Below are 13,976 nucleotides of genomic sequence, written 5' to 3'. Positions count from 1 at the left end.
TCCTCTCGGTGTAAGCCTTCGGAAATATAACAGAAGGATGTTCTATTATTTGGGAGATCGATCAGGTACTCGGGGCAGGAGAGGCGCGATGACCGGCGAAAGTTTCCAGCGAGCGCGGACCGACGCACAGCGTGCCGAGCGGGTCCACGCGATCTTGCAGGCCGCGCGCGCACTGCTGGTCACTGTCGACGTGACATCGCTGTCCTTGGGGGCGATTTCCCGCGAAGCGAACTTGGCTGCCTCGAACGTGTTGCGGTACTTCGGTTCTCGCGAGGCGCTGTTGCTCGACCTCATGGACGCGGAGTACCGATCATGGACTCCGCAACTCGAAGCGAGGATCCGCGAGCATCATGGACCGCTCGATGTCGATGAAGTGGCGGCGATCGTCGCCGACGCCCTCGCCGAGCGGCCGATCCTCGCGCGGCTCATCGCCGCCTCGGCGGAATTGCTGCAGTACCCGATGCCGGAGGCGGCACGCGAGCGGTGCCGCGAACAAGGGCGTCACAACCAGGCCGAGCTGTCCCGCATCCTCACCGCCGCCCTCGGCATCGAGCTGCGCGCCCGCGACCAGGCCTACCTGGTCGCGGGTTTCCACGCCGTTGTCACCGCGGTATCGGCATGGTCGAACCAGCCGACGTTCCCCGTCGAGACCACCGGTGCGGTCCGGGAATTGCTGGCCATCCAACTGCAGGGCCTGATCTGCCGCCGCGCGAGCCGGCCGGGCGGCGAACACGATCCAGCTTGCGCGACGCGAGGAATGCCCGAAGCATCGCGCGAATGAAGGAGTTGGTCGAAAGCGTATGTGCTCGAATACAACTCGAGGCCGCCCACCGGAATCGGCGGACGTGAGTGCACTATCGGTGGGTGAACGCAGGCATCTTCCGGCAGCAGGGCTATCGCATTCGTCTCGAGTGGGGCAGGGAGGGGGTCGAGCAGCTCGGCCCGGAGTGCGGGGCGTTGATCATCGTCGATGTCCTCTCCTTCTCGACCTCGGTCGACATAGCGGTATCGCGGGGCGGGCGGATATTGCCGTTACCGCTGCGGCACGCGGATCCCCGCGCTGCTGTCGCGGCCGAGCGGGCCGGGGCGGTGCTTGCTGCTGCCAAGCATGAGGGTGGGTGGTCGCTGAGTCCCTCGCCGCTGCTGGAACTTCCGGCGGGCACGGTGCTGGCGCTGCCGTCGCCGAACGGCGCGACGCTGTCGGCCCGGGCCGGCGAATTCGATCTCACCGTCTTCGCCGGCTCGCTCCGCAATGCCGATGCGGTCGCGACGGCAGCGATCGCCGCGGCCGGTGATCGACCTGTCGGGATCATCCCGGCGGGCGAGCGGTGGGGGATCGTGGACGGGCCGCTGCGTCCCAGTCTCGAGGACTACCTGGGGGCGGGCGCGATCGCCGCCGCACTTCTCGCGCGCAATGCCGGCGGCTCACCGGAGGCCCGGCTCGCCGCCATCGGATTTCGCGCCGCCAGCGATGAATTGCCCGCTGTCCTGGGCGAGGCGGTGTCCGGCCGGGAACTGACCGGCGGCGGGCTGGCGCGCGATGTTCGGCTCGCGGCGCAGTGGAACGCCAGTACGGCCGTGCCTGTGCTCGTCGACGGAATCTACGGCGGGTAGGCGCGTTCGATCAGTGGTCGGCGGTCCGGGCGCGGCTCGGCGCGGGCACCTCGTGGCGGCGACGGCCCGATGTGGTCAGGCGTCTTCGAGGGCCTCGCCGATCTCGTGGGCCACCCGGTTGTGTTGGTTCTCGGCAAGCCAATGCCCGCCGGCCAGTACCAGCGCGACGGGCCACTCGATGATCTCCGCGGCGGCGAGGGCGCCGAGTGCGCCGTAGTAGGCCAACTGTTCGGGACGGGGAATCGGTACTCGGCCGAGCACAGGAAGTTCCACCGAGAAACTGTGCGCGGCCATGACCTTGTCGACCGCGTTCCGGTGGCTGGTATGCGAGTTGTCGGCCATATGTTGCCTCCCGGTCATGCGATATTCGGGGTCTCGACGCCTGGGTTCGCCACACTGTCCGTTGTGAGGACAGCTGATGTAGGTGGCCCGGATCCGTTGACGGGTGCGCTGACGCAGGTGCTGAGCGTTCCGCTGCGCGAGTTGTACGCGGCGTTATGGCGCCTGGGAGTCATCGACGTCGTCGGCGGATCATCGCGCTGATCGCCCCCACGCTACGCCGTGAGGCGACACCGGCGAGAGGCTAAGCCTTGCTGGATGCGTGCGGCGACCCGGTCGCGGCCTCCTCGGCGGTCGTCTTCCCCCCTTCGTTGCCGGAGAGGGCCGGTCGATCACCGTGTGCCTGCTGCTCGTGACGCGCCGCGGAACCATCGGTAGCGGATGCCGAGTGCTGGTTCGGGTGCGAGGTGAGCTTTCGTATGACCAGTGCGGTGCCGCCCACGCCCAGGAGTACAGGCCAGTCCACGACTCCCGTGGCTCCGATCGCGGCCAGCGTGAGCGCGGCGGCCGGCGTCGAATGGCTACCGCTGCTCAGTCCGCTCCGCACCCCGGACATGACGCCCTGCATACCCCCCAGAACACCGTTCACCGCGGCGCCGCCCACCGCCCCGGCCGCGGATGTGGTCGCATCGGCCGTCCACGAAATCGCTTTTACCCCACCCTCGAGAAGGTCCATCGTCACTCCCTTTGAGTTCACCTGTTGGACATCTGCGAGCAAGCTGCAGTCTACCCGTGGCGCGGGGTCGCTCCGGGATCAGCGACCGAGATGAAACATGGACCCGGAACGACCTGCCGCACCCCTCGTGATCTTTCGATCAGTGGCAGGTCTTTCCGGATCCCGCGGCCCCGTCGGAGGTCAGCGGCAGGGCATGGTCCAGCGAGCGGCCGGGTCGAACACGCCGGCCGGGTCGTAGCGGCGCCGCGCCTCGACCAGTCGGTCGCGCTGGTCGGCGGTCCAGGCCGCCATGGTTTCGGCGGCGCTGCGATTGTGCGGATCGCGGGTGAAGTTCGGTGTGGCCGCGCCGAGACTCCACGCGGACAGGGCATCGATCACGGTGTCCAGGGCCGCGGGGACCGCCGCCGCGATCGGCGGCGCCAGCACCCCGACCGCGAGGACGTTGAAGGCGGCCTGCCTGCCCGCGACCGTGGTGGGCGTCAGCGACTCTCGCGCGAGTGCGCCACCGAGGGCGCGGATCTCGGTCATGGTGATCGGCAGTCCGCGCGCGGGACCGGCGGCCTCCAGCAGCGCGTCGATGGCCGCGTCGGGCAGTTCGCGCAGCAGGGTGGACCGATCGGCAGCCGGCATGGGATCGACCGGGTCGTTGTGGATGGACGCGAGGGCCGCGTACGGCATGTCGGCGATCGTGTCCAGCAGCGGTGATGCCACCGACCGCAGCGGCTCCAGCAGCGCGGCACCCTCGGCAGCGTCGCCGACATGGGCGTAGCGCACATGCAGCACCGTCGCACCGCGCAGCGGCTCCGGAATCTCCGGCAGCGGCGGCAAATTCAGGACAGCCACCGAACTGGTCACCGTCTCCGGCACGGTCGCCGCCCACGACCGCCAGGCTCGTAGCACCTTCGCCGCGTCGTCCATCCGGTAGGTGAGGCCGCCGGCGTACAGGGTGCGGATCGGGAACAGCCGGAAGGTCATCTGCGTGACGATTCCGAAGGCCGCGCCGCCACCGAGCAGCGCCCGGAACAGGTCGGGCTCGGCCTCGGGCGTGACCCGGCGCAGCGCCGCATCGGCGGTCACCACCTCCATGGCGGTGACATGGTCGGCGGCGAAGCCGTAGGTCCGCGCGATCGGGCCCAGACCGCCACCGAGGGTGTAACCGACCGCACCCACACTCGTCGAGGAGCCCGCCAGCGGGGCGAGACCGAAGGGGGCGGCCGCATCGAGGACCTGCTGCCAGCGCACACCCGCGCCGATCGTCGCGGTGCGCCCTTCGGGATCTATCGCTATGGCGTCCAGGAGCGCGGTGTCGATGAGAATGCTGTTCGGCGGCGTGGGGCTGGCCCCGTGCCCGGTGGCCTGTACCGCGACCGTGTACCCGGCGGCGTTCGCGACGCTCACGGCGGCCGCGACATCCGCGGCCCCGGCGGCCACCACGACGGCCGCCGCCCGGTGCTCGGTCGCGACATTGAACCCGGTTGCCGCCAGGCGGTATCCGTCCTCGCCGGGTGTGTGGACCCGACCGGCGACCGCCGCGCGCAGGCGCTCGGCGAGGACAGCGCCGGTCAGTGGTTGCCGCCCGGTTCCGGTCGGCGCGGGCGGGTCGAAGACGCTGGACATGTGACTCCTGAAGTCGTTGATGCTGAACGTCTTCAGCAGACCGCGCCACACTTAGCGCGAACTTAGCTCCCGCTCAGCGCCCTCGACGACTCGGCGCCCACCGCGCTCACCAGCGCGTTCACTTCGGCGCGTGTCATAGCCGCGCCGGCCGCCAGCCCGGTGTCGAAATCCGACTCCGGCAGCGCCGTCCGGACCGCGGCGGCCTCGCGGGGCGCGTCCATCGGATCCATCGCCTCCGGGAGGAATCCGATCCGCCCGCCCAGGGCCCGCACGGCCCCCAGCAGGCGGGCGCCGTCGCCGGCACGGCCGCTGCGCGCGGCGATCGCGGCGGCCAGATGCACCATCACCAGCCACGAGGTGACGTCGCCGTCGGTTTCCAGCGCGGTCTGCATGGTGCGCAAGGCCGTGCGAGCATCGGTCATGTCGCCCGTGTCCATCGCGCATCGAGCCAGCGTCCACGACGCGGAGGCGACCGGCCAGCGGTGCCCGCACCGTTCCGCGACCGACACCGCCGCACGCAGCGCTTCCCGTGCCGCGTCGAGGCGGTTCACGAACCGCAGGATCATGCCCTCGATCATGAGCGCCTCGGCCAGCTGCCACGGGTGAGCTGCCGCACTCACCTCGGCGACGGCGGCACGGGCCGCGGCCGCCGTCGCGGGCGACGCCGCGACCACGGCGTGCATGTAGGTGGTCCAGGTCCGCATCCATGCCGCGGTGGCGTCGTCGCCCGCATCCGTCGCCACCCGGGCGGCCCGCTCGGTCGCTTCCGCGCCGCGGACCGGATCGCCGGACAAGTAGTACAGACCGCCGAGACCTGCCAGGGCGGACGCCAGCGTCGTCGCGTCGACCTGGTCTCCCGGACGTCCGGTCGCGGCGAGGGCGCCCGTGATCGCCTCGATGCCCTCCTCGATGAATCCGCGCCGGTACCAGAACCAGTAGAGAGCTGCCGCCAGCCGCAACACGTAGCCCGGATCGCCGTCCGCGAAGGCGGAGGCGATCGCGCTGCGGTGCTCGGCGACATCGACACTCAGCGCATCGAGCATCTGTGCCGACCGCGCGTCGCGCAGATGGGGGGCGGCGCGTTGCGCTCGCTCCAGCACGCAGCGCCGATGCGCCGCCCGCGCCCGCCTCAGCTCGTCGGTTTCGCAACGGGCGAGGGCGAATTCGCGGATCGACTGCAACATCCGGTACCGGCGCGGCGACGACGCCGGCTGAACTCGCAGCAGCGATCGGCGGACCAGACCCGTCAATGTTTCGAGGACCGCCAGCGGCGAGGGCGCCCCGTGCACAGCGGCCGCGGCGTCGATGTCGAAACTGCCGGCGAAGACGGCGATCTCACGCAGCAGCCGCGCTTCTCCCGGGGCGAGCATGCGATAGCTCCAGTCGATGGTGTCGGCCAGCCGGCGCTGGCGGGCCGGTGCCGTGCGCGCGCCGCCCGCCAGCAGGGTGAACCGGTCGGCCAGCCCGTCGGCGATCTGCTGTTCGGACAGAATTCGCAATTGCGCGGCGGCCAGTTCCACCGCGAGCGGAATGCCGTCGAGGTCGGCGCAGATCCGTCGCACCGGTTCGCGCACCCGCTCGTCGAGCGTCCAGCCGTCGACCACACCCGCTGCCCGCGTGGCGAACAGTTCGACGGCGTCGGCCTCGTCCAGCGGCAGGACCTCGACGACGCGTTCGCCGTCGACCGCCAGCGCCTCCCGGCTCGTGGCCAGAATCCGGATGTGCGGGCAGCGGCTCAGCAGGACGCTCACGACGGCGGCGACCCCGTCGAGCAGATGTTCGCAATTGTCCAGCAACAGTGTGCATTCCCGTGTGGCGAGGACGGCGGCGAGCCGATCCGGCGATGCCGCACCGCGAACCTGCATCGCCGCGGCCACGGTGGCGGCGACGAGCTCGTCGGATTCGACCGGTGCCAGATCGACCCACCACGGCCCGTCGCCGGCCGGTAGTCGCCGGCAGGTTTCGAGGGCCAGCCGGGTCTTGCCGACGCCGCCGGTGCCGACGAGCGTCACCAGCCGCTGGGTGCGCACGGCGCGGCCGATGTCCTCGAGTTCGCCGCTGCGACCGATCAACCGGGTGCGTGGCACCGGCATCGGCGGGGCCGACGCCACCGTGCCCGGGACGGCCGTCGTCTGCTTCGCGGAGCCGGAGAGCAGATCCTCGTCGTGACGCAGGATCGCGGTCTCCAGTTCACGCAGCCGGACACCGGGCTCGATGCCGAGTTCGGTGTCGAGCAGGCGGCGGATATCCCGCAGGGCGGCAAGGGCGTCGGACTGCCGTCCCGCCCGGTAGCGGGCCAGCGCCAGCAACTCCCATACCCGCTCGTCGAGCGGATGCGCCGACACCAGGTCCTCGGCGTCGGCCAGCGCGGCGTCGGCGCGACCGGTGTCGAGTCGCAACTGCACCAGCGCCTTTCGTGCGCGTAGTTCGAGCGTGGTCAGTCGGGTGATCTCGGGGCGCACGAATTCCACGTCGGCCACATCCGCGTACGGCGCACCCCGCCAATCCGCCAGCGCGGCTTCGTATGCTTTCAGCCCTGCATCGAGATCTCCTGTGGCGCAGGCGGATTCGGCCGTCGCGACGTGCTGCGCGAATCGATGCGCGTCGATCCGGTCCGCGGGCAGATCCAGCAGGTATCGGGTGCCGCACCGGGTGATCACGCCACCGGCGCCGCGGCGGCGGTCGGGCTCGAGCCGGTTACGCAGGGTCGAGATTCCGAAATGCAGCGAGTTCACCGATGGATCACCGGCGTCGTGCCACACCTGCTCGAGCAGCCGGTCGGCGGACACCTCGTGCGGGAACGCGGTGATCAACGCCGCCAGCAGTGTCCGCTGCCGCAAGCCCCCGAGATCGACCGGTCGCCCGTCCACGGTGGCCGCCAGCCCACCCAGTACCCGCAGCCGCACCTGCGCGCCGCTCGAATTGTCCTTGTCCGGGGGATCGCCCACGAGTCACCTCACTACAGCTGTCGCCCGGCAATCTAACCCGGCACCGCGTCGACACCACGATCGAGGTCATCGGACCATCACTTGTGGTCGATGCGGCGCCGGGCGGAGAATCGGGGAGTGGTAGTCCCGACTCCTGCGAAAGAATTGCCATGTCTCGAAGGATTGGTCTTGCCGTCGCGACGGCTGTCACTACGTTGACCTTGGGCGTCGCCGCCCCCGCGATCGCCTCGGCCGCAACGCCCGCGGCCGATTCGCCGACGACCAGCGACACCGCTGCCCAGGCGACGCAGATTCAGTGGCTTTCCGTGTGCCTCAACCTTCCGGTCGGATCGGCAAGCGTCAGCTTCTGCATCTAGCCCGCCACATGTGCCGGGCACCGGCTGCGCCGGTGCCGGTGGAAGCCTGTCGCCGTTGCGGTGCGGGAACCGGCTCGCGATCTACTCCCGGGTGGGATGGTGCACCTCTCGGTCCGGTCCGATCGCGGCCCGGATCCTGGTGACGAGCTCGTCGAGCCGCCGCTGGTGCGAACCCTCCCAGTAGATCCGGTGGCAATCCCGGCATTGTCTGAAGGAGTCGTAGTACTTGCGGGTGAGTGGTTCGAGCTCGTCGATGACGTCCTGTTCGGCCACGTCGGTCAGCAGGCCCCCGCAGGGCAGGCAGCGGCTGAACGGCTGCAGCCGATCGGCCAGGTCGAGGCGGCGGATCACCTCGACGAGCTGATCGAAGGGCCGGTTCGCGCGCACGAAGACTCCGTGGGTGACGTTGCGTCGCTTCAGGAGTCCGCGGTCGCGGGTGAGGATGATCCGGTGTTCGGCCGCGGCGGCGGTGGCCAACGCGGCATCGTCGGGGTCCGATGGGCTTCGGGCGTCGAGGCCCGTCAACCGCATGAGCCGGGCCAGTCCACCGAGATTGACGTCCACGATGAAGCGCGGATCGCGCAGCGGGCGGGGACGGACCCGCGTCGACGGTCCGATGTCGAGGGTCTCGAAGACCGGATAGGCGGCGAGCCGATCGCCCGGCCGCGGGTGGTGACCGAAGTCGACGGATTCACCGTTCACCAGCAGGAGGTCGACCTCGGTATGCGGGATGCCCGCGGCCTCGACGATGTCTTTCACCGTCTGATGTGGACGGATCGGCCGCCGCTGGGTGGCGTAGCGTGCGCCCGGGGGCACGAAGTCGTTCAGCTCGGCATACACCCGCAGTTCGACACTTGGGGTCACGAGACCATTGTCGTCCTGCTCCGGGACACGTCGTGCTGTGCTGCCGGGCCCACGGCGGTGCGAGACGCCGAGGAATCCGATCGCACCCGCGCCGCGCCGACGCCGTTACCAGGTGTAGATGTGCCCGGGCGACCACATACCGCTGTGGGTCTCCTGGGTGACCGTCGGAGTCGCCGGGACCGCCGAGGGGTCGATCGGGCTGAGGCGTTGCAGTTCGCCCCAATCCTGGTCCCAGTCGTAGGCGAGGTAGGTGGCCAGGGTCTGTGAGCGCAGCAGTTGCTGACTCCAGCCCAGGGGGCCACCGCCGGCGTGGCTTTCCCACATCGTGGTGTCGGCGGCGCCCAAGCGGTTGGGCAGAATGCGCCAGCCCGGTACCTGGGCGATGCCGTCCTTGTGGTCGAAGGGGCGCTGGCACGGGAACTGCAGGCCCACGGCCCAGTCCAGGAGTACCGGTTGCTTCGAGCCGACCAGGTCGTTCAACGTGTGCGTCTTCGGGATGCGCGGGGGAGTCAGCGCCACCCAGCGCTGCGGATCGAGGTTGTGATCCTTGGCCACGATGCGGATCACGTTGGCCGCGGCGGGAATTCGGTCCAGGGGAACGCGCAGGTTCCGCCACGACGGCGCCGGGCCGATGTCGATCGGGGTCACCCGTCCGAGTGCGTGTGCGCTCGTCTCGGAGTCGGTGCTGCCGTATTCGATTTCCACCGGTTCGCCGCCGACATACCCGTTGTTCGGACCGACTGCCTGGATGCGCCCCGCCGCGGCGATCGAGATGATGTCGCTGCGGTCGTGCTGGGCGGGCAGGCGGTACCAGCCGGTGACGAGATCGGCGGGCTGCTCCTCGCCGTAGGTGCCGAGTTCCGGGGTGGTCGCCGCGTCGAGGCCGTAAGGCAGTGGGGCGCCGCCGGTCTGGGTGGCCGACTCGCCGGTGCCGGGTTTGTTGCCGAAGGATTTGGCGATGCTGCTGGTCTCCTCCTGCTCGTCGGGGGACATCACGTCACCGACGCCGTTCGGCACGAATCCGCGCGCACCGTTGGTGAAGGTGGAGAATTGGTCGCCGACCAGCGGCTGCATCATCGAGGCGTTGGGGTCCGTTTCGACCAGGACCTTGTTCGCCAGCCCGCACGGATTACCCACCACCGCATGGATATTCGAGGATGCCAGCGAGAATCCCGGGTATTGCGCCACCGCGCCCGCGGTGAACGAGAACACCTCGAACACCACCAGGATCGCCGCGGCCGCCATCAGCGGCGGGAACTTCGCCAGGCGCCAGGCGCGCGGGGAAACCCGGTGCGGGGTGCCGGGTTCGGGCGCCCGCACATGCCACCAGATCGCCAGCAGCAGGCACAGTGCGGCGATGATCAGGAATATCCGGCTGAACCCGATGCCGAGCACCGAGGGTGGCTCGTTCCACCACGGGACACCGAAACTCGATACCCACCACCACTGGTTGACGCTGGTGAAGATCTGCGCCATCGCCAGCGACACCACCGCCGCGAACAGGGCGCGATTGCGCGGCGAGCGCATCACCCGGGGCCCCACCGCGACCGCGGTGAGGACCGCCACCGATCCGGCAAGGCCGGCGTACACACCGTTGTGGTGGGTGAATTTCGTCGGGCACGTCGCCATCAGCACCATGGCCCCGAATGTCACACCGAGCAGCCGCCGGGCCGGTCCGGGTGCGGTGAACGGAATGCGGCCGCCCTTGCGCAGCAGGACGAAGACGCAGACCAGCAGGCTCAGCCACATCGCGACCATGCCGAAGCGGCGGGCGATGGAGCCGTCGGCCGAGGGCATGAACAGCCACTGGTAGTTCAGGTAGTCGTTGTACCAGGGGTCCGAGGGGCCGACGAGGTTGTGCACGCGCTGCATCTCGAACATGGCCGAGAGCGGTTCGACGGCGAAGGCGAAGGCCAGCACCAGCATTCCGGCCGCGGCCAGCGGTGCCAGCAGCGCCCCGTACGCCCGGATCCACGCACGGGCCGGCACTGGGGTGCCGGCCCGCGCACCGGCGAGTTCGCGTGCACGCGGGACACCGAATGCCACGGCCGAACGCAGTCCCGCCAGCAGCGGCGCCAGACAGATGATGCCCGAGGGCGCGGCGGTGAAGCTGAAGGCCGCGATCAGGATCGCCAGGGCGTACGGCAGCAACCTGTGCGTCGCGATGGCGCGTTCCACGAAGCACCAGGTGAGCAGCACGCACACCGCGACCACCGGCTCGGGCCGCAGCCCGTTGTTGTAGGGCAGCCACACCGCCAGGAATGCCAGCGCGCCGGTCCACACCGCCACCTTGTCGTGGCGCACGGCCACACCGAGCCGCGGGATCACCTCCCGGCTCAGCGCCAGCCAGGTGACCACGGCCGCCAGCAGCGTCGGCAATCGCATCCACGGGCTCGCGACGCTGATCTCCGACATGTGCGCGATGATGTCGTAGGGCGGCGTGCCGACCGGGTTCTCCGGGACGCCGAAGAAGCGGAAGTAGTTGGCCATATATCCGGACACCAGCGAGGTGCGGGCCATCCCGAACTGGTAGCCGTCGTCGGAGGTGGTGGCTCCGATGAAATGCCACAGCAGCAGCGTGGCGAAGACGACGACGTCGGCACCGGTGAACCTCTGCCACCGCTGCGGCAGCGCCCGCCGGAAACGCCGGCCGTCGGCGCGATCCAGCCGGTACAGCGCCAGCAGCGCGACCAGTGTGAAGACGACGGCGAGTACTTCGGCCGCGCGTTTGAGGACGGTCGGCGTCACCGAGAACCGGCTGTCGACCTGCGCCACGACCTTGGCGCCGTCCGCCTTGGGCAGATCGCTGAAGATGCCGGCCACCTGGGGCCGCCAGTCTCCCGGCGGCAGGGTGGCGCCTTCGATATCGGTTCCGGTGACACCGACCTTGGTCGAGGTCATATCGGCGTGCACGGTCAAGGTGCCGTCGGCGACCGCGTCGATCGGCGCGTTCAGCAGCGATTGATTGCGCAACACGACCTCGAGTTGCGCGGGTCTGCCGTCCTGTACCGGTCGCACCCGTGCGACGAAGCCGTACTTCTCCAGTTGCGGCGCACCGGCGGGCAGCGTCGAAGCCAGCACACCGCCGTGCGCGCTCAGTTGCGCCATCGACCGGCCGGGGATGGTGGCATCGAAGGTCAGCGGGGCGTAGGTGACCAGTGGTGCGGCGACACTGCGGGCCGAATCGGCCTGCGGCCACGACAGGGTGGTGTGGTCCACCTTCACCGGTAGCAGCGGCACCGCGATAGCACACAACGCGCCCAGCAGCCCGGCGAGGAACGCGATCGGTCCGGCCCAGTCGCCGCGCTGTCTCCCCGAGGTCCTGGGTGTCGCGCCTGCAGTAGGCGCACCGTCCGCCCTCACCATCGTGTCGACCACGGTCGCCGATGCTAGCGTGACGCTTCTGTTATCCGCGATTTCGTCTCTTGTTCTCAGTCTGCGCTCAGGATCGGCGGCTGCGCCGCCCGACGGCGCGGTTACTTAACTCGCGTAACTATTCGCCGCGGAGATCCGATCAACGAGGTGGTGCGCGCGGCTTCGGCGGCCTGCGCATTCGCGGAGTCGCGCGAGATCGGTCGCGCGAACGCACGCTCTCGGACGGGAGGAGACGCCGTGGTGCTGTATCTGATGATCGTCGTCGCGGCCACGGTGACCACCGCCGTGCTGGCGGCATACGGAACCTGTGCCGAGATTCGCCGGCCCACGGGGCGAGACCGACGTCCGGTTGCCGTGCGCACCGATCTCGCCGGTCGGTATGCCGCGCGCGTGCGCACCTGCCGTTCCCCGGGCGACTTGTCGGTCGGAGGCCGCTCCTGGTCGTCGCGGAACGAGGCGGTGCGCCGGCGCTGAACGAGACCGCGCCGGTGCCGGCCGGTGGTGAGCGCCGCTCACCACTCCGGGTCGGTGTGGTAGATCGCGCGATACTCCCGGGCGAAGCCGCGGCGCCCGAGCAACCGCCAGGCCAGGCGTGCCGCCGCCGGTATCTCCGGGAGGAGCTTGCGGCGCTGGGATTCCGACGCCGTCTGCATCAGGAAGCCGAGAAAGATCAGCCGGCGGTTTGCGGGCATGTGCGCGCGGCCGCGTTCGCCGAGAGCCCGCCACTCCTCGACGGTCATGACCTTCTCGACCACCGGCAGGGCCTCACGCTCCTCCTCGGCCAGGTGCTCGTCGAGAGCGGCGGCGAGTGCGCGCAACGTTTCGGCGAGCCGGTCGCGCACCGAAGGGGCGGCAGCCGTGCCGAATTCCTCCGCCTCGCGGCGTGCGCGCCGGACCAGCTCGGCGATGCGCTCGTGCTGTTCCTCCATGCGCAGTATCGAGCCGGCATGCATCGGGGCGCGTTCGAGCAGCAGCGGCCACATCAGCTCGTCCTCGCCGGCGTGATGGTCGTGCAGTCCGGTGCACACCTCGTCGAGGAATGCCGCGAGCTGCCTGGCGCGCCCGGCGTCGCCCGCATCGACCCGGGCGACGAGGCCGGGCAGTGCGCGGAAGTGCGTGCGAAAGGCGTTGTGCACGACGAGCATGTCGAAGGTGTCGGGGCGGGCGGTGGCCGCGGGTGGTGCGGGCCTATCCGGGGTACGCGGACTATCAGAAGCGCACGGCCCGGCTGATTCCGTTGATCGGGTTGTCCCCGCGCGCCGCGTGAGTAGCCGGTGCCGCGAATCGGTGTCGGCCCACTGATCGGCCCGCAGCGACAGGGGGCACGCGCCCGCGGCCGCACCGGCTGGCACACTGCAAGGGTCCCGCCGAACACCGCGGGGCGATGCGAGCGCCGGCCGAACGCCGGCGCGGAAGTGCGCCCGGTCGGCGTCGGTTCGCCGTCCGGCGGGAGAGTGAGAACCGAATATGGACGACCACGCGGTGGCCGCCGAGCTCGCCCGGGAAGCCGGCGAGCTCCTGCTCGAGATTCGTGACCAGGGCGGTGCGGTCGGGGACCGGCGGTCCAACGACCTGCTGTTGAAGCGGCTCGCGGAGTTGCGGCCCGACGACGCCGTCCTGTCGGAGGAGAGCACCGACGACCCGATTCGCCTGTCCCGCAGCCGGGTGTGGATCGTCGACCCGCTCGACGGCACGCGCGAATACGGGCAGCCCCCGCGGGCGGATTGGGCCGTGCACGTCGCGCTGGCGGTGGACGGTCGCGCCGAGATCGGTGCCGTCGCGCTGCCGGTGCCAGGGTTGGTGCTGGAAACCGGTGCGCCGCCGGTACTCCCGTCCGCCCAGGACGGCCCGCCGCGCATCGTCGTCTCTCGCAGCCGCCCGCCCGCCTGCGTGCACCACCTCACCGCCGCGCTCGGCGCCGAGACGATCCCGATGGGGTCGGCCGGCGCCAAAGCCATGGCGGTCGTGCGCGGCGATGCCGACATCTACGCCCACTCCGGCGGCCAATACGAATGGGACTCCTGCGCACCCGTCGCGGTGGCCGCCGCCGCGGGCCTGCACACCTCACGCCTGGACGGTTCCCCGCTGATCTACAACCAGCCCGATCCCTACTTGCCCGATCTGCTCATCTGCCGGCCCGAGCTGGCGGACGAAGTCCTGAAAGCCCTGGCCGACTTCGGGGTTTGA

12 protein-coding genes are annotated in these 13,976 nt (G+C 70.2%); 5 read left to right on the top strand and 7 right to left on the bottom strand.

Annotation, left to right across the window (positions count from 1 at the left end; translation table 11 throughout):
* Positions 1–88: 88 nt before the first annotated feature.
* Together NA3_RS30590 and NA3_RS30585 are read left to right on the top strand one after the other, a co-directional pair.
* The gene (locus NA3_RS30590; protein WP_062967559.1) at positions 89–781 is read left to right on the top strand and encodes a TetR/AcrR family transcriptional regulator; all 693 of its coding nucleotides are present in this window, start codon (positions 89–91) and stop codon (positions 779–781) included.
* 83 nt (positions 782–864) lie between these two features.
* Positions 865–1,614 carry a 2-phosphosulfolactate phosphatase gene (locus tag NA3_RS30585; protein ID WP_218021919.1) on the top strand — a complete coding sequence of 250 codons (750 nt, stop codon included), beginning with the start codon at positions 865–867 and terminating at the stop codon, positions 1,612–1,614.
* Positions 1,615–1,689: 75 nt separating this feature from the next.
* On the opposite strand, the gene NA3_RS30580 is transcribed toward NA3_RS30585, so the two are convergent.
* Complete coding sequence (locus NA3_RS30580) at positions 1,690–1,956, bottom strand: hypothetical protein (protein WP_128145304.1); 267 nt, start codon at positions 1,954–1,956, stop codon at positions 1,690–1,692.
* A gap of 63 nt (positions 1,957–2,019) precedes the next feature.
* On the opposite strand from NA3_RS30580, the gene NA3_RS37215 reads away from it, so the two are divergent.
* Positions 2,020–2,157 carry an Rv1535 domain-containing protein gene (locus NA3_RS37215; RefSeq protein ID WP_157126608.1) on the top strand — a complete coding sequence of 46 codons (138 nt, stop codon included), beginning with the start codon at positions 2,020–2,022 and terminating at the stop codon, positions 2,155–2,157.
* Positions 2,158–2,197: 40 nt separating this feature from the next.
* Here the strand turns inward: NA3_RS37215 and NA3_RS38880 are convergent, their stop codons facing one another.
* The 5 genes from NA3_RS38880 to NA3_RS30550 form a co-directional block, all read right to left on the bottom strand.
* On the bottom strand, positions 2,198–2,629 hold the full coding sequence (locus NA3_RS38880) for a hypothetical protein (RefSeq protein ID WP_063917824.1): 432 nt from the start codon (positions 2,627–2,629) through the stop codon (positions 2,198–2,200).
* Positions 2,630–2,809: 180 nt separating this feature from the next.
* On the bottom strand, positions 2,810–4,246 hold the full coding sequence (locus NA3_RS30570) for an FAD-binding oxidoreductase (protein ID WP_063917830.1): 1,437 nt from the start codon (positions 4,244–4,246) through the stop codon (positions 2,810–2,812).
* A gap of 62 nt (positions 4,247–4,308) precedes the next feature.
* A complete protein-coding gene (locus NA3_RS30565) occupies positions 4,309–7,194 on the bottom strand; it encodes an ATP-binding protein (protein ID WP_227995159.1) in 2,886 nt (961 codons plus the stop codon).
* A gap of 437 nt (positions 7,195–7,631) precedes the next feature.
* Positions 7,632–8,414: a Mut7-C RNAse domain-containing protein gene (locus NA3_RS30555; protein ID WP_062967553.1), complete on the bottom strand. Its 783-nt coding sequence runs from the start codon at positions 8,412–8,414 to the stop codon at positions 7,632–7,634.
* 105 nt (positions 8,415–8,519) lie between these two features.
* Positions 8,520–11,792 (bottom strand): arabinosyltransferase domain-containing protein, encoded by a 3,273-nt coding sequence (locus NA3_RS30550; protein WP_062967551.1) that lies wholly within the window; start codon positions 11,790–11,792, stop codon positions 8,520–8,522.
* 234 nt (positions 11,793–12,026) lie between these two features.
* Here NA3_RS30550 and NA3_RS30545 point away from each other — a divergent pair, with 234 nt between their 5' ends.
* Positions 12,027–12,263, top strand: a complete 237-nt coding sequence (locus NA3_RS30545) for a hypothetical protein (RefSeq protein ID WP_128145303.1) — start codon at positions 12,027–12,029, stop codon at positions 12,261–12,263.
* Between the two features lie 38 nt (positions 12,264–12,301).
* On the opposite strand, the gene NA3_RS30540 is transcribed toward NA3_RS30545, so the two are convergent.
* Positions 12,302–12,934 carry a hemerythrin domain-containing protein gene (locus NA3_RS30540; RefSeq protein WP_062967547.1) on the bottom strand — a complete coding sequence of 211 codons (633 nt, stop codon included), beginning with the start codon at positions 12,932–12,934 and terminating at the stop codon, positions 12,302–12,304.
* Positions 12,935–13,256: 322 nt separating this feature from the next.
* On the opposite strand from NA3_RS30540, the gene NA3_RS30535 reads away from it, so the two are divergent.
* Positions 13,257–13,976 (top strand): 3'(2'),5'-bisphosphate nucleotidase CysQ, encoded by a 720-nt coding sequence (locus tag NA3_RS30535; RefSeq protein WP_062967545.1) that lies wholly within the window; start codon positions 13,257–13,259, stop codon positions 13,974–13,976.

It is taken from the genome of Nocardia africana NBRC 100379 (assembly GCF_001612635.1).
Classification (GTDB): domain Bacteria; phylum Actinomycetota; class Actinomycetes; order Mycobacteriales; family Mycobacteriaceae; genus Nocardia; species Nocardia africana.
This window is presented reverse-complemented; position numbering and strand designations above follow the sequence as displayed.